We start from the raw sequence: 19,750 nt of genomic DNA on the forward strand, positions 1-19,750 counted from the left end.
GTCGACGGGAACACCAGGTGCTTGCCGTACTTGGCGGCCGAGCGCACGATCGGCAGGTTGGCTTCGAAGTCGAGTTCGAACACGCGCAGCGGCGCCTGGACATAGGTCGACGGGGTCGCAATTGCGACCAGCGGCAGGATCACGTCGCATTTCTTGACGTGGTACTCGACCCACTCCTTGTTGATCGTGATGTCGCCTTCGAAGAAGTGCATGCGCGGATGATCCAGGAGCTCGGTGATGCGATCCGTGCTCATGTCCATGCCGTAGACTTCCCAGTCGGTCGTCTCGAGGATGCGCTTGGACAGGTGGTGGCCGATGAAACCGTTGACGCCGAGAATGAGAACTTTCTTCATTTTAAATAAGCAACATATGCACGTGAACGGGCGATTATACCATCGCGAGTATTCACACAAACCGGCGCCGGGCGCCTGTTCGGGACGCCGGACGGTTATACTTCCCTACGCTCAGGCATAACGTTTGCGAAGGACCGACAGCACATGGGCTCGAAAATCAAGCACTCCGCCCTCCTCACCCTGGGTGTCATTCTCGGCGTCGCCGTCACCATGCAATTTTCCGCCCTGGCCCAGAAGCCGGTGGAGAACGGCATGCCCATCGACAGCCTGCGCCAGCTCGCCAATACCTACAACCTGATCAAGTCCGCTTACGTCGAACCGGTCGAGGACCGCAAGCTGCTGACCCAGGCCACGGCCGGCATGGTGGCCGCGCTCGACCCGCATTCCGCCTACCTCGACCGCAAGGCCTACCGCGAACTGCGCGAAGGCACCGAGGGCCGCTTCGTCGGCCTGGGCATCGAGATCGGCCAGGCCGACGACGGCAACATCAAGATCGTGTCCCCGATCGAGGATTCGCCGGCCTGGCGCGCCGGCATCAAGGCCGGCGACGTCATCTCGCGCATCGACGGCGCGCTCGTGAAGAACATGGAACTCGACGATGCGATCAAGCGCATGCGCGGCGAGCCGCACACCCGGGTCGTGCTGACCATCGTGCGCGAAGGCGAAGCCGCGCCGCTGGAGATCGCGGTCGTGCGCGACGAGATCGTGCAGAAGAGCGTCAAGGGCAGGATCGTGGCGCCCGGTTATGCCTGGGTGCGGGTGTCGCAGTTCCAGGAACCGACCGTGAACGACCTGGCCGCCAGGCTGGCCGCGCTGGCGCGCGAAGAACCGAAGCTGAAAGGCCTGGTGCTGGACCTGCGCAACGACCCGGGCGGCCTGCTGCAGGGCGCGATCGGCACCGCCGCCGCCTTCCTGCCGGCCGGGGCCGAAATCGTCTCGACCAACGGCCAGCTCGAGGAATCGAAGGCCCGTTTCTACGGCCGCCCCGAATACTATATGCTGGCCCGCGGCGAGGACCCGCTGAAGCAGGTGCCGGAGCTGTTCAAGACCATCCCGATGGTGGTGCTGGTGAATACCGGCTCGGCCTCGGCCTCGGAAATCGTGGCCGGCGCCCTGCAGGATCACAAGCGCGCCGCGATCGTCGGCAGCCCGACCTTCGGCAAGGGCTCGGTGCAGACGATCCGCCCGCTGCCGGGCGAGACCGCGGTGAAGCTGACCACGGCGCGCTACTACACGCCGAGCGGACGCTCGATCCAGGCGCGCGGCGTGCTGCCCGACTTCCCGGTCGACGAAAACGCCGACGGCGACGGCCTGAACGCCCTGCGCATGCGCGAAGCCGACCTCAAGCGCCATCTGTCGAACGACCGCGACCGCGAAGAAGCCACGCGCAAGGACGACATCGAGGAACAGATGCGGATCCTGGCCGCCGAACGCCACCGCAAGCCCCTCGAATTCGGCAGCGCCACCGACTTCCAGCTGGCCCAGGCCCTGCGCCACCTGCAGGGCCTGCCGGTACAGCTGTCGAAGCGCGTGGGCAGCGGCGACACGCCAGGGCCCTTGGCGCAGCAGGCGCACTGACGCACTTTTGACGCATTGCCGGCGGCGTTCCCACGGTCTGTACGATTGTGTAGAATCGGCAGATTCGCGGGAAGTTTCTCCCCGTTACCACCTTGGAAAGCCAATCATGAAACCTGTCGTCATCAGCGGCACCGGCCTGTTCACGCCACCGAATTCGATCTCCAACGACGAGCTGGTGACGGCCTTCAACGCCTACGTCGAATTGTTCAACACCGAGAACGCGGAAAAAATCGCGGCCGGCGAAGTCACCGCCCTCGAAGCGTCCAGCAGCGCCTTCATCGAGAAAGCCTCCGGCATCAAGTCGCGCTACGTGATGGAAAAGGCCGGCATCCTCGATCCGAAGCACATGACCCCGCGCATCAAGGAACGCGCCGACGAGGAATTGTCGCTGCAGGCCGAAATCTGCGTCGCCGCCGCCCGCCAGGCCCTGGCGCGCGCCAACCGTACCCCGGCCGACATCGACATGGTGCTGGTCGCCGCCAGCAATATGCAGCGTGCATATCCGGCAATGGCGGTCGAGGTCCAGGACGCCCTCGGCATCGACGGCTTCGGCTTCGACATGAACGTGGCCTGTTCCTCGGCCACCTTCGCGATCCAGACCGCGGCCGGCGCCGTGCAGACCGGCCAGGCGCGCGCCGTGCTGGTGCTGAACCCGGAAATCACCAGCGCCCACCTGAACTTCCGCGACCGCGACAGCCACTTCATCTTCGGCGACGCCTGCACCGCGATGGTCATCGAAGCGCTTGATACCGCCACCAGCGAGCACCAGTTCGAGATCCTCGATTCCAAGCTGAAGACCAAGTTCTCGAACAATATCCGCAACAACTACGGCTTCATGAACCGCTTCGACGAAGCCGGCATCGGCCAGCCGGACAAGCTGTTCCGCCAGCAGGGCCGCAAGGTGTTCAAGGAAGTCTGCCCGATGGCCGCCGAGACCATCCGCAACACGGTGGAGGGTGCCGGCCTGAAGATCGAAGACATCTCCCGCTTCTGGCTGCACCAGGCTAACCTGAACATGAACCAGCTGATCGTGCGCATGCTGCTCGAGCGCGACGCCAGCCCGGAAGAAGCGCCGGTGATCCTGGACCGCTACGCCAACACCTCGTCGGCCGGTTCCATCATCGCCTTCCACAGCTACCAGGACGACCTGCCGTCCGGCAGCAATGGCGTGATCTGCTCCTTCGGCGCCGGTTATTCGATCGGTTGCGTGGTGGTGCGCAAGAAATAAAGCTGGAAAACTCATCAGCAACCAAGATTCTTGATAACAAAAAGAATCTTGGTAGTTCCAGTCCTACAAGCCCACCCTCCCGATTCCTCTGGAATACAAGCTTCCCTGCGCGCATGATCTCCCTTTCAGCGCATCTGCATGCGCAGCACCCGAGGAGGATCAATATGACCAAGCAAAAAGGACCGGACAGCGTCCGCGCCCGCGGTATCGCCAAGGAAAAAACCGTCCCTGTCGCGAATGGCAGCCAGCAGCCGCGGGCGCCGGGCTGGGTCGCGCCGGGCAGTGCCAACGTGCAGTCGGCGAATATCGAACAGCAAGGCGCGGCCCTGCGCTCGCGCGGTTCGCTGCAAGGCAATGGCGTCGGCGACCAGAATGTCGGCAGCCAGCGCGGTGGCGGTAGTGCCCAGCAGGCGGGCTGGAGCGCACGCCAGAGCGCCCAGCGCATGCAGGCGCGCGGCGAGGAAGACCGCCTGAACGCCTCGCGCCAGTCGGGCTACGGCGGCATGGAACAGAAGCAGGCGAGCGCATCGGGTTCGATGCAGAGCGAAAAGAAACCTTCGGATTACGCCAGCAAGAAGAGCAAGAAAGGCAGTTCCGGTTCCGGGCAATAGTTCGATCCCGTAAGCAGAAAAAAATACCGTTCAGTGCCGACTGAACGGCATTTTTTTTAGAAGCGCTGTTTTATCACTGTCCGGAGCGTGCCCGCGCCACCTGATCGATGTAAAAATCGATGACGTTCTTGACCACCTCGACATCCCGCACGGCCGCCTGATAGAACAACTCCTTGGCGTCGTCGTTCAGCTTGCGGGCGTCCGCCAGCCGGCCAAGCTGGAACAGAATGGCGGGGATGGGGGTGCTTTCGGTTTTGTTCCGTAAAGCGCCGGTGAGTATCTCAAATGCTTCATCATACCGGCCATTGTCGATATGGCGTGTGCCGATCTCCAGCAGGCTGGGGGCCGCGGTGATACTTTGCACGGCCGTATTTACCAGCGCGACCTCTGCCTCCATTTGTGCCAGATCGTGCAGATACTTGTGGTTGGCGGCTTCACGCATTTCGGGAGAAGCGGCCAACCATTGTTCGCAAAAGGCGCCCAGGTCACGCACTTCAGATGGATTCAAAGAAGATCCGGGAATCACTGCCAGCGATGTCTTGCGCAGTTTGTCTTTATCGTTGCTCATGGTCAATCCGCAGTAAGCCGGGCGCAAGCCCTCGCTGCTGAGCAAGGCGGTCAGTTCGATCCGATTCCATTCGCGGACGTGGGTTGGATTGGCCGGTGGGCCCATATCCTGATAACCGCGTTCCAGGTCGCGCTCCGGGGTCGAGATCAATGCGACCTTGGCATGAACCAGATAGGTGCGAATCAGCTGCATCAGTTTGGTCGGATCGACCAGGCATTCGATCACGTCGGAGTTGACGACCACCGCGTTGGACAGGATCTCGGGCGGAATGTCCGTGCCTGCGTAGTTTTCCAGGTCGACTTCAATCCATTTCCCGAACGGATATTGGGTGCGGCAATATTCGAGGTTACTACCGAAGTCCAGTCCGATGATCTCGAATTGCGGATGGAGCGCGACAAGCTTGCGCGCCCTGCCGCAACCGATATCGATGATATAGCGGCATTCGTACTGGTAAGCCAGGGTAGCCGCCAGCGGATAGACTTCCGGCTGCCAGATGACGCCATCATCATGGATGTCGGCGAAATACGCGGGTTGGCTGCGAGTTCGGTAGCCAGGTTTGATGAAGAAGTTTGTTGCAGTCACGATTGTCCCTATAGGAAAAACTTGGAAAGGAAAGGTCTTCCGATATTCATGCTGACGTCAAACGGCTGAAATCAGGTTCGACGCCGTCTTCCATCCACCGCAGGATCTGAGCCACCCTGAACTCCGTCGTATGCAGGGCACGCATCTTCTCTCCGGCATTCCTCACCAGGCGAGCTGCGAGCGCCTTGTCGGTTTGAACGCGTCGGATCTGGTGTGCCAGATGTTCGGGAGAGTCGGGGTCATAAAGCAGGATGTCCTGTTCGTCGGCAAACAGCGTATTTGTCCTTGGACGGCCCGGTACGCTGCAGGAGATGATAGGTCTTCCCGCAGCCATGCCCTCATAGATGCGGCTAGGAAATCCCTGAAACATGGATGGCAGATTGACGACAGCCGTACCTTGCTGGAGGCTGCGGAGCCATAAGCCAAAAATGTTTTGCCGCAGGCTGAGCAGCACATCCATGTAACGCTGCAGCATGTGAGGCGAGGCGGGCAGGCCGTCTTCCAGGGCCTGTGCGGTCATTTGCTGCAGGCGATCGAACAATGCCGGATAAGGGGTTTGATATTCCAGCGAGGGACCCGGCTGCACCAGCAAGCCTGCAAGGGCGGGATGCCTGAGCCAGCCTCCACGTTTTCCGTACGGTACGCCATAGAACACAGCGTAAGGGTTGGGAACCGACGGGGCGTCCTGGATGCTGGCACGTGGCGCTGTCTGCGGCCACCACATGGCTTTGATATTGCCATCCTGGTTGACATCGCTGACATCGACTTCATCGACCATCAGCGTATGCGTCATGTACGCCAGCCGTCGAAGCACTCTTTCCTTGCGCTCCCTCAGGTTGGGTTGCAGGTCGTAGACATACGGCTCGTACTGCAAGGATTCCATCACCATGCCCAAGCGCACCGGCGCCAGGCTTGCAACCCATGAAAGAAACTGTTCGTCGTAATCGGAATGGACCGCTTCGATCCATACCTGATCGTACTTGCGCTCGCCCACCATTTCCTGCAGGCGAGAAAGCCAGTTTCCCCGAGAATTGTTGTCCATACGGAACAGACAGGGCACGCTGAATACATCGGCGCCGCTCTGGCGCAAGGTATGCTGGAGCCCCACCAGCGTCGGATAGGACGTGCTGCGGGCCAGACGCCAGTCCGCGAACTCGATGAAAATAAACAGGATGCGTGGAGAAGCCATATTCAAGCCGTTCATAGTATATTTTTGCCAACGTTTTGAGACTGCCGATGCGCGGCGCCGGCGTCCCGCAGGATCAGGGCGGCGGCTTCCGCAAAATCGTCGACCACGAAAACACCCGGCGGGCAGCGGTCTTCTTCCTCGTGCCCGTAGCCCGTACGCACCAGGATGCAACGGGTGCCGGCTGCCAGGCCCGCATTGATATCGCTGAGCTTGTCGCCGACCATCCAGGAGTCTTCCAGCGCGATATTCCACTCGCGCTGCGCCTCGAGCAGCATGCCCGGCGCGGGCTTGCGGCAATCGCAGTCGCGCACTTCCCCGTGTTCCGGATGGTGCGGACAGTAATAGTAGGCATCGATGCCGCTGCCGGCGGCGAGCAGGTCCCGGTCCACCAGGGCGTGCAGGCGCGCGATCGCGGCCTCTTCGTAATAGCCGCGCCCCACGCCCGCCTGGTTGGTGACCACGATGGCCAGGAACCCGGCCTCGCGGAGCGCCCCGAGCATGTCGACCGAACCGGGAATCCATTCCCAGTCTTCGTAACGGTGCAGGTAGTTCTTTTCGACGTTCAGGGTGCCGTCACGGTCGATGAATACGCAGGGCCTGGCGCGTTCAGACATTGCCGTATTTGGTGTTCTTCAACATGGTAAAGCCCTTGACCAGCTCGGCGATGCCGCGGTCCAGCGAGAAAGCGGTCTTGAAACCGGTGGCCTCGATCTTGGCGTTGGAGACGATGTAGTTGCGCTGGTCGGGGTCCTTGCCGATCGCCGCCTCGGGGAAGATGAAATCCGGGACATGGCGCGAAATCACTTGGCACAGCTCCATCTTCGACACATTGGCATCCGACAGGCCGACGTTGTAGATCTGTCCCTTCATGCTGTCGAAGTTGGCGATGCCATGCTGGAAAGCGCGGGTGACATCGCGCACGTGCACGTAATTGCGCTTGAAATGGGGCTCGAACAGCACGACGAAGCGGTCATGCACGGCGCGGTAGGTGAAATCGTTGACCAGCAGGTCGATGCGCATGCGGGGCGACATGCCGAATACGGTCGCCAGGCGGAAGCTGACGGCGTTCGGATGCTCCATGATCGCCTTTTCGATCTCGACTTTCTCGATGGCGTATTGCGAGATGGGACGCAGGGGCGAATCTTCGGTGCAGAAGTTGTTCTCGTCGCCCGAGCCGTAGGCGCTGTTGGTGGTGGGCATGAGCAGCATCTGGTTGGGGCTCAGGTGCTTGAGCATCATCAGGATGGCATCGTGGTTCACGGTGGTCGCACCGACCGGGTCCTTGTTGCACAGCGGCGCGCCCACGTAGGCCGCCAGCGGGATGACGATGTCGGCCTTCTGCAGCAGCGGCACGATCGTCTTCTCCAGCCGGATGTCGCCACGCACGATGGTGAAATTGTCGTGATAGCAGACATGCGACAGGCTGGCCTGGCCGTACATCAGGTTGTCCAGCACGGTCACCTTGTGACCATCGGCCAGCAGGGCCGGCACGAGAATGGAACCGAGATAGCCTGCGCCGCCGGTAACGAGGATGTTGTAAGACATGAGGGGTCGTCCTTGAGAAGAGTTAATCGCCGAAGATGGCCGCTTCCACGCACTCGCATAGAGTGTGGGCTAATACGATATGCAATTCCTGGATGGTGCTGGTCGCCTGCCCGGGCACGACGATGGCGTAGTCGGCCAGCTGCAGGGCCGGACCGCCATCGCGTCCGAGGAATACGATGCTGGGCACGTCCATGCGCTTGCACTGTTCCAGCGCGCGCAGGATGTTGGGAGATTGGCCGGACGTGGTGATGCCGAGGAAGATATCGCCCGCCATCGCCTTGCCGGCCAGCTGGCGGGCAAACACCTGTTCATAGCCGTAGTCGTTGCCGATGGCGGTGAGGATCGAACTGTCGGTGGTCAGCGCCTCGGCCGCCAGCGGCGCCCTGTCGCGCGCCAGCTTGCTGACGAATTCGGCCGCAAGATGCTGGGCATCGGCGGCCGACCCGCCGTTGCCCGCGATATAGATGCGGCGTCCCTTGCGATAGGCGGCGACGGTCGCCGCGGCCGCGGCCTCGAAGGTGGCGAGCGCGCCGTCCCGCTGTTTCAGTTCCTGCATCGCGCGGATCGAGGCGTCCAGGTTGCGTTGCAGGCGATCGATGATGGATGTCATGGCTTGTCCTTTGCATTGAGGACGGCGCCGGCCCGGCGATAGTCGGCGGGAATGCCGATATCGATGAAGCTGCCGTCGAACTCGACGCCGGTCATCCGCTGGCCGGCATGGAAAGCGGCCGGGAAGATGTCGTTTTCCAGCGACGCGCTGGCGCCGGCGGCAAGGGGCTGGCCGCCTGCCAGCGTCAAGCCGGCAAAGGCGCGCGGATGGATGCAGTACACCCCGCCGTTGGCCAGGCATTCGTCGCCGTCCTGGCTCGACTTCAGTTCGGTGATGCGGCCGTCCGCCGCCACGCCCATGCCGAGATAACGGCTGGTTTCGCCGGTGCGGAACAGCGAGAAGCACCAGTCGCTGTCATGGCTGCGGGCGAAGGCCTCCAGGCGTTCGCCGTCCACGGAAAAATAGGTATCGCCGTTGAGCAGCAGGAAGCGCTGGTCGGCCGGCAGCTGTTGCAAGGCCAGCAGCACGCCGCCGCCGGTGCCCAGCGGGGTCTGCTCGACGACATAGTCCAGCCGCGCCCCGCGGTAGCTCCGGCCCAGGTGCGAGCTGATGAGCTCATGCCGGTAGCCGACCGCCAGGATGAAATGCCCGATGCCCTGCGCGATCCAGAAATCGAGCAGGTACTCGAGGAAGGGGCGGCCATCGACCGGCGCCATCGGCTTGGGCAGGTCCGGAACTGCGCTGCGCAGGCGGGTGCCGAGGCCTCCGGCCAGAATGACGGCAGACTGGATTTCCATCGTCAGACGGCGTTCAGGATGGCGCAGATGTCATCGACCTCGGCATCGGAGAGATCCGGGAAGTTGCCGATATAGAAGCCGTAGAAATGCACGTGTTCGGTATGCGGGAACGCGAGGTGATGGTCGGCCGGAACGATGCCCTTCAGATAGGGCTGGCGAACCTGGTTGCCGCCGCCCGCGCTGCCGCGGCGAAACTCGATGCCGGCGCCGCGCATGGCCTGCATCAGGCGTTCGGTGAAGGCGTCGTCGGCCTCCTTGAGGATCAGGTTGAACGCGTAGTTGCTGGAGCCTTCGGTCTTGAAGTCGACCCGGTAGCGCCGGCTGTCGATCTTGCCGAGGAAACGCATCAGGTTGGCGGTACGGCGCTCGACGTTGGCGTCCAGGCGCTTCAGCTGGCTGCGGCCCATGATGGCGCCGATTTCGGTATTGCGCACGTTGTAGGCCGGATAGGCGAAGATGAAATCCGGGTTGAGCTGGGGATAGGTTTCCCGATAGTCCTGCTTCAGCGCATCGTCGGTCGACTCGCGCACCATGCCGTGCGAACGCAGCATGCGCACCTGCTGGTACACCTCCGGGTCGTCGGTGCAGACCATGCCGCCCTCGATGGTGCTCATGTGGTGGGCGTAATAGAACGAGAAGTTGGACATCCAGCCGAAGCTGCCCAGGCGTTTGCCGTTGTGCGTGGCGCCGTGCGATTCGCAGACGTCTTCGATCAGCGGGATATTGCGGCGTTCCAACTCGGCCAGCAGTTCGTCGGTCAAGCCGTCGAAGCCTTGCACATGCGTCAGGAAGACGGCGCGCGTGCGGTCGGTGAGCTTGTTGATGATTTCCTGCGGGTCCATCGACAGCGTGCTTGGATCGATGTCGGCGAATACCGGGGTAAAACCGTTTTGCAGCACCGAGGCCACGTCCGATACCCATGCCAGCGGCGGCACGATGACTTCGCCGCCCTCCGGATGGCGCAGCTTGAGCACGGCCATGCTCAACAGGTTGGCCGAGGCTCCCGAGTTCACGAAGACGCTGTATTTCACGCCCAGCCATTCCGACCATTCCTTCTCGAAGGCGCGCACATTCGGGCCGTTGGTCAGGATCGGGTCGTCCTGGCGCAGGTGTTCGATCACTGCGTCCAGGTCTTCACGCAGGATATTGTTCCTCATTAAGGGATATTTCATCGGGAGCTCGTTCGCTTATTGTTCGTTGCGTCGGTTATTTTTCGTTGTAGTAATCGCCGTATTCGACAATGATCGTGCTGCGTCCGTCGTCGCGGAGCAAGGCGCGTTCATAGGCCGGGAAGATGTCTTCCGGCTCATCCAGGCGGATCACTTCGATGGTGCTGCACATCAGGCGCAAGGCGTCGGTAAAGTCGCCGATATGCTGGTGCTGGGGATGCATGGGGCGCTGCGAACCGATGCCGGTGCGGACGATCGCCTTGGCCTTGTAGCTGCCGTTCGACATGACATCGACCTTGTCCAGGTGGCTGACCAGCTGGCTCATGGCGCACAGCAGGAAGTTCCAGCGCGGGAAGATGCTGACCGGGACGGCGCCGGTCAGCGCCATGCCGGTGGTCATGCCCATCTGCATTTCTTCCGCTACCGGCAATTCGATCAGGCGTTCGCGCGGTACATCCTTGAGCGTATTGCTCATGGCGGTGCCGGGCACGGCCACGGCTTGTCCCATGAAAACGGTGCGCGGATCCTGGGCCAGGAAGTCCATCGAGCGTTTGAGTTCGTCAAAATATTTCATGGTCTGCCCTCAGAACTGGACGCGCACGCCGGCGCCGGCATGCGGATATTTGGTTTGGTAGCGGTAGTAGGTGATGTAGTCGTCATTCACCCCTTCGTAGCTCAGGCGCGGCTGGTTCCAGGCTTCGCGGGTATCGGTGCAGACCGATTTCTCGTTGTCTTCCACCACGAAGTGGATCGGCAGCGCGTGATTGCGGCTGTACTTGATCGATTCGTGGGCGATGCCGGTTTCCGAGGTCATTTCCCCCATGAAGCAGTAGACCCTGGCGTCTTCGCCGCTGCGCTGGATGGCCATCGCGGCGCCCACCGCGATCGGCAGCACGCCACCGACGATGGCCGACGAGTAGATGCGCTGTTCCGGGAAGCACAGCGAGATCGAACGGCCGGCCAGGATCTCGTCGCGCACCTGTTCCGGGGGCACGCCCTTCAGCAGGCACTGGTAATGCGAGCGCCACGAGCAGAAGACCCAGTCCTGCGGCCGGATCTTCTTGAATACTTCGATGATCTGTTCTTCGTTGCCGTAGTACAGATGCACAGGCGCGCGGATCTTGCCGCTGTTGAAGGTCGCGGCGATCTCTTCTTCGAAGGCAATCAGTTCGTCTTTCGTCATCATTTCACCAAATCAAAATGGCGCGGGGCGCCGGTCCTATTGAAGGGCGGAGTCATTACGGTCCGCGCCCTGTTGCCGCACGTACCAGGCATAGGTATCGCGCAGCCCATCTTCCAGAGAAACGCCGGCGCGCCAGCCGAGATGCTGCATCCGGCTGCTGTCGAGCAGTTTGCGCATGGCGCCGTCGGGTTTGCTGCTGTCCCAGGCGAGTTCGCCCGCATAGCCGACCACGCGGGCGATGCTCTCGGCCAGCTCGCGGATCGAGATATCGCTGCCGGAGCCCAGGTTCAAGGGCAATTCCAGGGGCGGCAGTTCGTCGCGCAGCATCAGCAGGCAGGCCGCCGCGATGTCGCTCGAATGGATGAACTCGCGGCGCGGAGTGCCGCTGCCCCACAAGGTCACCGCGGGCGCGCCGTCGGCCTTCGCCTGATGAAAACGCGCCAGCAAGGCCGACAGCACGTGTCCGGATTTCGGATCGAAATTGTCGTTGGGGCCGTAGGCGCTATTCGGAATCAGCGGAATGAAGCGCTGCTGGCCATATTGCCGGTTATAGGCCAGGCACAAGTGCACGCCCGCCAGCTTGGCGATCGCGTAGGGCAGGCTGGTTGGCTCGGGATGGCCGGACAGCAGCGCCGTCTCCGGCATCGGTTGCGCGGTCTCTTTCGGATACATGCAGGACGAGCCGAACATGACCAGGCGCTTGACGCCGGTGCGATGCGCGGCGCCCAGCACATTCAGCGAGATCGCCAGGTTGGCATCGATGAAGTCGGCCGGGAAATTGGTGTTTTCCAGGATCCCGCCCACCTTCCCTGCCGCCAGCAGCACGTAGTGCGGGCGCTGTTCGTCGAAAAACGCGTCCACCTGCTGCTTGTCGCGCAACTCCAGTTCGGCGCGCGTGCGCAGGATGAGATTGCGATAACCGGCAGCCTGCAGGGCGCGCACGATGGCGGAGCCGATCAGGCCGGCGTGGCCGGCGACGAAAATCGGCGCATCCCGTGGCGGCATGTCGGCAGGCAGCGCGGTCGGTGTGATAAGGCTCATCAGGACAATCCGTTGGGTTGGTACATGACGACACGGCTGCCGCCGTCTTCGAACTTGAACGGCACGTGAATCAGGTGTTTCAGGCGTTCGCGCACATTGTCCTGCAGTTCCGGCTTGACGAACAGCATCAGGAAACCGCCGCCGCCGGCGCCCATGATCTTGCCGCCGATGGCGCCGGCCTTGATCGCCTCCTCGTACAGGTAATCGATGTCGCTGGTCGACACCTTGTCGGACAGCGAGCGCTTGCACAGCCAGCTTTCGTGCAGCAGCTTGCCAAGCTCCTCGATCGGCGTGTTGGCGCTCTGCAGGATGGCGATGGCTTCGTTCACCATCTCGCGCATGCTGTGCAATTGCGCCTGGCGTTCGCGCAGGTTGGCGATCTGCGATTTCGCCACTTCCGAGGCGATGCGCGAAAAGCCGGTAAAGCACAGCATCAGGTGGCTTTCGAACTCCGCCAGCCGTTCCTGGCGCAGGATCAGGGGCGAGGCGGTAAAACTGCCGTTGCGATGGAATTCAACCAGGTTGAAGCCACCATAGGCCGCCGACACCTGGTCCTGGGATCCGACGTTCTCGCCGATCACGTTCTGTTCGACGTGGATCGCGGTGCTGGCCAGGTATTCCTTGGAAGCGTAGCGTCCTTCGAGCGCGGCCAGCGCGTGCAGCAGCCCGACCGTGAACGAAGAACTCGATCCCAGGCCCGAACGCGCCGGCAGGTCGCCGTCGTGGTGGATTTCCAGCCCGCGCTCGCAGCCGGCCCAACCCAGGATGGCGCGCACCGCCGGGTGCTTGATCTGGTCGATCGACTGGACGTTCTCGATCAGCGAATGGACGATGCGGTGCTTGTGTTCGAAGAAGGGCGGCAGGTGGCGGCAGGTGATGTAGCAGTACTTGTTGATGCTGGTCGCCAAGACGGCGCCGCCATGCTCGGCATACCAGGCCGGATAGTCTGTGCCGCCGCCGAAGAAGGACATGCGGAAAGGAGTACGGGTAATGATCATCTTGTTTATCGGCTGGAATAAGCCTGGTTGGCGTCGTCAATCGCCCAGGATCTTGCGCTGCAGCTTGATCCGGGTCATTTCCTGGAGATGCTGGACCACATCTCTACCGAACTTGCATTCCAGGCGGTTCGACGGCCAACAGTTCATCGCCCAGCTTCTGGTAGAGGGCGGCGCGGCTGCCGGGGTTGACGAGCACTACATCGATATTCTGGGCTTCTGGCACGTTGACACTCTCCTGAATGGCGCCTGCAATGCGATCAGCGAGACGGTTCGAGCGTGCATCGAACGGGCAAGGCAAGCAGACGATTTGCTATGCCAGCAGATGCTTGCAGGCAATGACAAACGGCAGTCTACATGCAATCCTCGTTTTTCTGTACCAAAACAATTTCCCAAAATAAACTACCGTCTTAGAGTGTCGAAAATCTGGTACAAATATTGCTAGCCTTTTAAGTCGTAAAAGCTGTTTATTTTGCAATAATTGGAGGGCGGACAAGAAAACCCTTGTCGCCGCGATCACAAACTCGCCGCCAGTTCCGCCCCTTCGCGGATGGCCCGCTTCGCATCCAGCTCGGCCGCCAGCGCGGCGCCGCCGATCTTGTGGAAGCGCGGTCCAGCCTTCGGCTCATCCGAAGGCATGAGCTCCGCCAGGCTCTCCTGGCCGGCGCAGATGACCACGTTGTCCACTTCCAGCAGCTTGCGTTCGCCGCCCACCGTGATGTGCAGGCCGGCGTCGTCGATGCGCTCGTACTGCACGCCCGCCATCATCGTCACGCCGTTGCGCACCAGGGTGGCGCGGTGCACCCAGCCCGAGGTCTTGCCGAGGCCCGCGCCCGGCCGCGTGGTCTTGCGCTGCAGGAGCCAGATGCTGCGCAGCGGCGTCGGCTTGCCGGCTTCGGCCAGGCCGCCCGGTGCGCCGACCTTGGGATCGATGCCCCACTCGCCCATCCATTTCGCCACCGGCAGCGGCAGCGCTTCGCGCGGGTCGTGCAGCAGGAACTCCGCGGTGTCGAAGCCGATGCCGCCGGCGCCGATGATCGCCACCCGCTTGCCGACCGCCGCGCCGCCGCGCAGCACGTCCAGGTAGGACAGCACCTTCGGATGATCGATGCCCTCGATGCGCGGCATGCGCACGCTGACGCCGGTCGCCACGATCACCTCGTCGTAGCCGGCGGCGACCAGTTCGTCGCGGGTGACACGCTGGCCGAGGCGCAGCCGCACGCCGGTCAGTTCCAGCTGGCGGCCGAAGTAGCGGATGGTCTCCGAAAACTCCTCCTTGCCGGGAATCCGCATCGCGACCTTGAACTGGCCGCCGATGCTGTCGCTCGCATCGAACAGGGTCACGTCGTGGCCGCGCCCGGCGGCGACGGTGGCCGCCGACAGCCCGGCCGGTCCGGCGCCGACCACGGCGATGCGGCGCTTGCGGGCGGCCGGGCGGTACACCAGTTCGGTCTCGTGGCAGGCGCGCGGATTCACCAGGCAGGTGGCGCGCTTGTTCGAGAAGGTGTGGTCGAGGCAGGCCTGGTTGCAGGCGATGCAGGTATTGATCTCGTCGCTGCGCCCGGACTCCGCCTTGTTGACCCAATCCGGATCGGCCAGGAAGGGACGCGCCATCGACACCAGGTCGGCGTCGCCGCGCGCCAGCAGGTTCTCGGCATCGAGCGGCATGTTGATGCGGTTCGATGCCACCACCGGAATGCCGACCTCCTTGCGCAGGCGCCCCGCCACCTCGGCGAAGGCCGCGCGCGGCACCGAGGTGACGATGGTGGGAATGCGCGCCTCGTGCCAGCCGTAGCCGGTATTCAGGATGGTCGCGCCGGCCTGCTCGAGGGCCTTGGCCACCGCCACGATCTCCTCCCAGGTATTGCCGCCCTCGACCAGGTCGAGCACCGAGTGCCGGTACATGATGATGAAATCGCGGCCGACGGCTTCGCGGATGCGGCGCACCACCTCGACCGGTAATCGCATGCGGTTCCCGATCGGCCCGCCCCAGCGGTCCTGGCGGCGGTTGGTGCGCGCGCACAGGAACTGGTTCAGCAGATAACCCTCGCTGCCCATCACTTCGACGCCGTCGTAGCCGGCCTGCCTGGCCAGCTTGGCGCAGCGGACATAGGCCTTGATCGTCGATTCGATCCCGCTTTCCGTCAGCGCGCGCGGGCGGAACGGCGAGATCGGCGACTTCTGCGGCGAGGCCGACACCACCAGCGGCTGGTAGCCGTAGCGGCCCGCGTGCAGGATCTGCAGCAAGATCTTGCCGCCCTCCTCGTGCACGGCGCGGGTGACGCGGCGGTGGTTCGGCACGTCGCCCAGGAAGTTGAGGGTGCCGCCGAAAGGCAGCAGCCAGCCCTGGCGGTTCGGCGAGATGCCGCCGGTGACGATCAGCCCGACCCCGCCGCGCGCCCGCTCGCGGTAGAAGGCCGCCAGCTTGCCGTAGTGGTAGAAGCGGTCTTCGAGCCCGGTGTGCATCGAGCCCATGATGACGCGGTTCTTCAGCGTGGTGAAGCCGAGATCGAGGGGGGCGAGGAGATGGGGGTAGGTGGTGATGGGGATGGGTGAGTTCATTCGGCCGGTCGATTAAGTTAACCGTCGTCCCCGCCTTCGCGGGAATGACGGTGCTCATTACACCGGCTTTTCCTAGACCCGTGTTTCTAAAGTGCTTCTAAACAAGCAGCTCAGACGGGATAACTCTCCGGCGAACGCAACTCCGCGAACTGCTCGATGCTGCCGATCCGCACCGTCACCGGATTCAGGCTGGCCTGCGGCGACATCGAGCGCCAGGCGAACTGCCATTCCTTCTCGATGGCCTCGGCCGGGGACTTGCTGAAGGCCAGGCCCAGGCGCGAACGCACGCCGTATTCGACCGGGCCGTCGATGCCGGCCCAGTTCGGCAGCGTGCGCTGGACCGCGCGGTGCAGGCGCTCGCCGAATTCCTCGGTGTTGTGGATCACCAGGCAGGCGTCGGCCGGGCCGAGTATATCGAACAACTGCTTGTCCCAGACCTGGGAAAAGGACAGGGTCAGGAAACCGTTCGCCGGCAGCAGGCGGAACTGGCCGGCGCTGAGCGCCTGCTCCAGTTCGGTGCGCATGCCGTAGCGATGCAGGGTGGGGGGACGTTGGTAGTCGTGCATGAATGAAGCTTTCTATCGTGGAGGCTGCGGCGCGGTGTCGTGCAGGTGCATGCGCATGTAGCGGAAGGACAGGAACACCTCGCGCAGCAGGAAAATGAAACTGGCGATCAGGGCCACCATCGCCAGCACGAACATGCCGGCGATGTAGCGGTCGAGCGGCAGGTTGGCCGTATCGTCCAGGAACAGGAAAGAGATGATCACGCAGATCAGCAATCCGCAGGCGGTGCTGGCGGTCAGCGCGTAGTTGATCAGTTTCCAGCGCGCATACAGCACATCGAGCTCTTCATGGCACTCGGCACTGGGCGCCTTGCGCAGCTCCTCCTTGAGCACGCGGGCGCGGTCGATGATGCGCGCCAGGCGGTTCATCAGCACGGTCAGCTTGGTGGCCACGCCGGTGAGCAGGAACACGGGCGCGATGGCAAGCTGGATGACGTGGCCGATGTCTTGGGTCTGGATATTCATTCGTCGCAGGCCTCAGGATCCATCGCGTTCGAAGCGGCCGTGGCGCTTGAACTGCTCGGTGGCGGCGACCAGGGCGCGCGCGATGCCGTGCTCCAGCGCGCCGTGGCCGGCGTCCGCGATCATGCGCAGGCGCGAGCCGGGCCAGGCCTGGTGCAGGCGGTAGGCCGACAGCGGCGGGCAGATCACGTCGTAGCGGCCCTGCACGATCACGGCCGGCAGGTGGGCGATCCGGCCAAGGTCGCGGATCAGCTGGTCGTCCTCCAGGAAGGCGCCGTTCGCCATGTAGTGCGATTCGAGGCGGCCGACGCCGAGGTCGAGGGTGTCGGACGAGGTCTCTTCTTCCTGCGGCAGCAGGAACACGCGGCGGCCCTCGAAACGGCTCCAGGCGCGCGCGGCCGGCCAGTACTGCTGGGGATCGTCGCACAGCAGGCGGCGGGTATAGGCCTTCAGCAGGTCGCCGCGTTCCTCGACCGGGATCGGGGCGACGAATTCGTCGTACAGCTCGGGATAGAACCACTGCACGCCGTACAGGAAGAACTCGATCTCGGCCGGCGTGCACAGGAAGATACCGCGCAGCACGAAGCCGAGGCAGCGCTCGGGGTGCGCCTGTCCGTAGGCCAGCGCCAGGGTCGAGCCCCAGGAGCCGCCGAACACCAGCCAGCGCTCGATGCCGAACAGTTCGCGCAGGCGTTCGATGTCCTCGATCAGCAGCTGGGTCGTGTTGTTGCGCCATTCGCCCAGCGGGGTCGACTTGCCGGCGCCGCGCTGGTCGAACAGGATCACGCGGTAGGCGGACGGGTCGAAGAAGCGCCGGTGCTGGGGCGACAGGCCGGCGCCGGGACCGCCGTGCAGGAAGATCACCGGGATCCCGTTCGGGTTGCCCACCTCCTCCCAGTAGATCGTATGGAGGTCGTCGACGGCCAGCATGCCGTGGCGGTTGGGCAGGATGGGCGGGAACAGCGACGGCGGAATGGCGGGCATGGGCATCTGGATTTATGAAGCGACAACCGATTGTAGCGCACCGCCCGGCCGTATCAACGGTCAGAAGAAGGTGTTCAGGGCCCCGCGCACCGCGTAATCGTCGTCCACGGCCAGCAGCAGCGGCCAGCGGTCGAAGGTCGTGCACGGATGCGAGATCCCGCAGCCGACCAGGTCGCCCACCGTCAGCGCCTCCCTGATCGGGTCGTTCTCCGGCAGGCGCAGGTAGGCGTGCTGGTCGTTCATCTTGACGATCTCGCAGCCGGCCGGCAGCCCGCGCGGCGCGCCCGGTCCAGGCCGGTGGGTCCACAAGGGCACCGGCAGGCCGGCGTCGTGCGAGGCGTCGCGCTTGCCCATGGTGAGGATGGCCAGGCCGGGCTCGGGACGCGACTGCACCACGCTCCAGATCTCCAGCGCCGGCCGCAGCCCCTCGCCGGGCGCCACGCCTTCGCGCCGGTCGAGCTTTTGCAGCTGGACCTGGTACATGCCGTGGTCGCTGGTCAGGTAACAGCCGCTGCGCAGCACCGGCCGCAGGGGCCGCGACAGGCCGTGCAAGCCCTGGAAGCCGCGCGCGACCAGGTCGAAGAAGCCGGATCCGCCGGCCGTGACCAGGATTTCCGGGGCGCCGAACAGGCCTTCGTCGTCGGCTTCCAGCACCAGCGCACATAGCTTGCCGACGAAGGCCTCAACTGCTTCCGGCTCGTCCAGCAAGCCTTCATAGCCTTCGAAGCCGGCCAGCAGCAGGCCCGGCGCATGTTCGATGGCGCGCGCCACCGTCATCGCCTCGTCCAGCGTGCGGCAGCCGGCACGTTTGCCGGACAGGCCGAGTTCGACCAGCACCGGCAGCGGCCGCGCCAGCGGATGGGCATCGACTTCTTCGGCCAGCCGCGCCACCCCGGCCAGCGAATCGGCCAGCACGAAGCATTCGAAGTCCGGATCGCCATGCATGAGCTGGAGTACGGCGCGCACGTCGCTGCGCGCCACCAGCTGGTTCGCCACCAGCACGCGCCGCACGCCGAAACGGTAAGCCACCTGCACCTGCACGGCATTGGCGAGCGTGATGCCCCAGGCGCCGTTGGCCAGCTGGGCGCCGAACAGCTGCGGGCTCATGGTGGTCTTGCCGTGCGGCGCCAGCTGCACCTTGTAGCGCTCGCAGAAGGCGCGCATCCAGTCCAGGTTGTGCCGGAGCGCCGAGGTCTTCAGCACCGCGACCGGGAAGCTGGTGTCGCCGTGCAGCACATTCCACCCCTGCGTTCGAATCGCGCCCTGGCGCAGCGGCGCCGTGATCGGCAAGCCTTTCACGCCGGGTTGCAGGATCTGTTCTTCAAGACTGGACAGCGCAAGGCCGCCGTGGGGCAAGGCATTCATGGATTCCTCTGAGCTTTCAATTCATCGTCCAGGTCGCGCAGCAGCAGGCCGGCGCTCGGCATGACGTCGCGCGCGCCCGGCGTATAGAAGACGCCGGTGGCGATGCCGTCCTGCTCGAGCTGGGGCAGCAGCTCGTCGACCAGTTCGTCCAGCGAGAAGGACTGCGGTTCGTAGCCGGTCCATTCGTAATCGGCGCATATTGTCGCAAATTCGCGGTCCGGCCACAGCGGAAACACCAGGTTGCCGTCTTCCTTCTTCGCCAGCGCCCAGCCGTTGCGGTACAGGCTCCATACGGTGCCGGTCTGCGCCACGCGCCTGATGAAGTATTCGTAACGCTGCGGACCGGACAGCATCACCGTTTCCTGCACCTGCCTGGTATCGATTGCCATGCTTGCCGCCTCTCGTGTGGTCGATGGGTCGAGGAT

General features: G+C 63.6%; 22 protein-coding genes. 4 read left to right on the top strand and 18 right to left on the bottom strand.

The genetic code is table 11. From position 1 onward, the window contains the following. Positions 1-353 (bottom strand): NAD-dependent epimerase/dehydratase family protein (locus tag AB4Z32_RS21035; protein ID WP_442123821.1); only part of this gene is annotated, 353 nt, incomplete at its 3' end. A 144-nt stretch (positions 354-497) separates the two neighbouring features. Here AB4Z32_RS21035 and AB4Z32_RS21040 point away from each other — a divergent pair. The 3 genes from AB4Z32_RS21040 (at position 498) to AB4Z32_RS21050 (ending at position 3,770) form a co-directional block, all read left to right on the top strand. Then, positions 498-1,931 carry a S41 family peptidase gene (locus tag AB4Z32_RS21040; RefSeq protein ID WP_442123822.1) on the top strand — a complete coding sequence of 478 codons (1,434 nt, stop codon included), beginning with the start codon at positions 498-500 and terminating at the stop codon, positions 1,929-1,931. Positions 1,932-2,037: 106 nt separating this feature from the next. After that, on the top strand, positions 2,038-3,159 hold the full coding sequence (locus AB4Z32_RS21045; protein WP_442123823.1) for a beta-ketoacyl-ACP synthase III: 1,122 nt from the start codon (positions 2,038-2,040) through the stop codon (positions 3,157-3,159). 164 nt (positions 3,160-3,323) lie between these two features. Further along, complete coding sequence (locus AB4Z32_RS21050; protein WP_442123824.1) at positions 3,324-3,770, top strand: hypothetical protein; 447 nt, start codon at positions 3,324-3,326, stop codon at positions 3,768-3,770. A gap of 73 nt (positions 3,771-3,843) precedes the next feature. Here the strand turns inward: AB4Z32_RS21050 and AB4Z32_RS21055 are convergent, their stop codons facing one another. From AB4Z32_RS21055 to AB4Z32_RS21105, 11 genes are read right to left on the bottom strand one after another with little or no spacing between them, the layout of a single operon-like run. After that, positions 3,844-4,920, bottom strand: coding sequence for a methyltransferase domain-containing protein (locus tag AB4Z32_RS21055; protein ID WP_442123825.1), 1,077 nt, complete (start codon positions 4,918-4,920; stop codon positions 3,844-3,846). A 46-nt stretch (positions 4,921-4,966) separates the two neighbouring features. Beyond that, positions 4,967-6,124 carry a glycosyltransferase gene (locus tag AB4Z32_RS21060; protein ID WP_442123826.1) on the bottom strand — a complete coding sequence of 386 codons (1,158 nt, stop codon included), beginning with the start codon at positions 6,122-6,124 and terminating at the stop codon, positions 4,967-4,969. Beyond that, on the bottom strand, positions 6,121-6,723 hold the full coding sequence (gene gmhB / locus AB4Z32_RS21065; RefSeq protein WP_442123827.1) for a D-glycero-beta-D-manno-heptose 1,7-bisphosphate 7-phosphatase: 603 nt from the start codon (positions 6,721-6,723) through the stop codon (positions 6,121-6,123). The genes AB4Z32_RS21060 and gmhB overlap by 4 nt, the downstream gene beginning before the upstream one ends. Beyond that, positions 6,716-7,654, bottom strand: a complete 939-nt coding sequence (locus AB4Z32_RS21070) for an NAD-dependent epimerase/dehydratase family protein (protein WP_442123828.1) — start codon at positions 7,652-7,654, stop codon at positions 6,716-6,718. The genes gmhB and AB4Z32_RS21070 overlap by 8 nt, the downstream gene beginning before the upstream one ends. Positions 7,655-7,676: 22 nt before the next feature. Then, positions 7,677-8,264 carry a D-sedoheptulose-7-phosphate isomerase gene (locus tag AB4Z32_RS21075; RefSeq protein ID WP_442123829.1) on the bottom strand — a complete coding sequence of 196 codons (588 nt, stop codon included), beginning with the start codon at positions 8,262-8,264 and terminating at the stop codon, positions 7,677-7,679. Continuing rightward, the gene (locus tag AB4Z32_RS21080; protein ID WP_442123830.1) at positions 8,261-9,001 is read right to left on the bottom strand and encodes a nucleotidyltransferase family protein; all 741 of its coding nucleotides are present in this window, start codon (positions 8,999-9,001) and stop codon (positions 8,261-8,263) included. Before AB4Z32_RS21080 ends, AB4Z32_RS21075 begins: the two co-directional genes overlap by 4 nt. Positions 9,002-9,003: 2 nt before the next feature. Next, complete coding sequence (locus AB4Z32_RS21085; protein WP_442123831.1) at positions 9,004-10,173, bottom strand: DegT/DnrJ/EryC1/StrS family aminotransferase; 1,170 nt, start codon at positions 10,171-10,173, stop codon at positions 9,004-9,006. Positions 10,174-10,207: 34 nt separating this feature from the next. Beyond that, positions 10,208-10,744 carry a hypothetical protein gene (locus AB4Z32_RS21090; protein ID WP_442123832.1) on the bottom strand — a complete coding sequence of 179 codons (537 nt, stop codon included), beginning with the start codon at positions 10,742-10,744 and terminating at the stop codon, positions 10,208-10,210. Between the two features lie 9 nt (positions 10,745-10,753). Beyond that, positions 10,754-11,356 (bottom strand): thiamine pyrophosphate-dependent enzyme, encoded by a 603-nt coding sequence (locus tag AB4Z32_RS21095; protein ID WP_442123833.1) that lies wholly within the window; start codon positions 11,354-11,356, stop codon positions 10,754-10,756. Positions 11,357-11,389: 33 nt separating this feature from the next. Further along, a complete protein-coding gene (locus tag AB4Z32_RS21100) occupies positions 11,390-12,394 on the bottom strand; it encodes a GDP-L-fucose synthase family protein (protein ID WP_442123834.1) in 1,005 nt (334 codons plus the stop codon). Then, positions 12,394-13,392: a GHMP family kinase ATP-binding protein gene (locus tag AB4Z32_RS21105; RefSeq protein ID WP_442123835.1), complete on the bottom strand. Its 999-nt coding sequence runs from the start codon at positions 13,390-13,392 to the stop codon at positions 12,394-12,396. The genes AB4Z32_RS21100 and AB4Z32_RS21105 overlap by 1 nt, the downstream gene beginning before the upstream one ends. Here AB4Z32_RS21105 and AB4Z32_RS21110 point away from each other — a divergent pair. Beyond that, the gene (locus AB4Z32_RS21110; RefSeq protein ID WP_442123836.1) at positions 13,385-13,834 is read left to right on the top strand and encodes a hypothetical protein; all 450 of its coding nucleotides are present in this window, start codon (positions 13,385-13,387) and stop codon (positions 13,832-13,834) included. The two genes, AB4Z32_RS21105 and AB4Z32_RS21110, sit on opposite strands and share 8 nt — an antisense overlap. Positions 13,835-13,905: 71 nt before the next feature. On the opposite strand, the gene AB4Z32_RS21115 is transcribed toward AB4Z32_RS21110, so the two are convergent. The 6 genes from AB4Z32_RS21115 to AB4Z32_RS21140 all read right to left on the bottom strand — a co-directional run bounded on the left by AB4Z32_RS21115 (position 13,906) and on the right by AB4Z32_RS21140 (position 19,714). Further along, positions 13,906-15,951, bottom strand: a complete 2,046-nt coding sequence (locus AB4Z32_RS21115; RefSeq protein ID WP_442123837.1) for an oxidoreductase — start codon at positions 15,949-15,951, stop codon at positions 13,906-13,908. A gap of 110 nt (positions 15,952-16,061) precedes the next feature. Next, the gene (locus AB4Z32_RS21120; RefSeq protein WP_442123838.1) at positions 16,062-16,517 is read right to left on the bottom strand and encodes a hypothetical protein; all 456 of its coding nucleotides are present in this window, start codon (positions 16,515-16,517) and stop codon (positions 16,062-16,064) included. 12 nt (positions 16,518-16,529) lie between these two features. Beyond that, complete coding sequence (locus AB4Z32_RS21125; RefSeq protein WP_442123839.1) at positions 16,530-16,979, bottom strand: DUF2721 domain-containing protein; 450 nt, start codon at positions 16,977-16,979, stop codon at positions 16,530-16,532. A gap of 12 nt (positions 16,980-16,991) precedes the next feature. Beyond that, positions 16,992-17,960, bottom strand: a complete 969-nt coding sequence (gene pip / locus AB4Z32_RS21130; protein ID WP_442123840.1) for a prolyl aminopeptidase — start codon at positions 17,958-17,960, stop codon at positions 16,992-16,994. Between the two features lie 60 nt (positions 17,961-18,020). After that, positions 18,021-19,325: an amino acid deaminase gene (locus tag AB4Z32_RS21135; protein WP_442123841.1), complete on the bottom strand. Its 1,305-nt coding sequence runs from the start codon at positions 19,323-19,325 to the stop codon at positions 18,021-18,023. Continuing rightward, a complete protein-coding gene (locus AB4Z32_RS21140; protein ID WP_442123842.1) occupies positions 19,322-19,714 on the bottom strand; it encodes a DUF2750 domain-containing protein in 393 nt (130 codons plus the stop codon). Before AB4Z32_RS21140 ends, AB4Z32_RS21135 begins: the two co-directional genes overlap by 4 nt. Between the last annotated feature and the right edge of the window lie 36 nt (positions 19,715-19,750).

It is taken from the genome of Massilia sp. 2TAF26 (genome assembly GCF_052115005.1).
GTDB lineage: Bacteria > Pseudomonadota > Gammaproteobacteria > Burkholderiales > Burkholderiaceae_D > Telluria.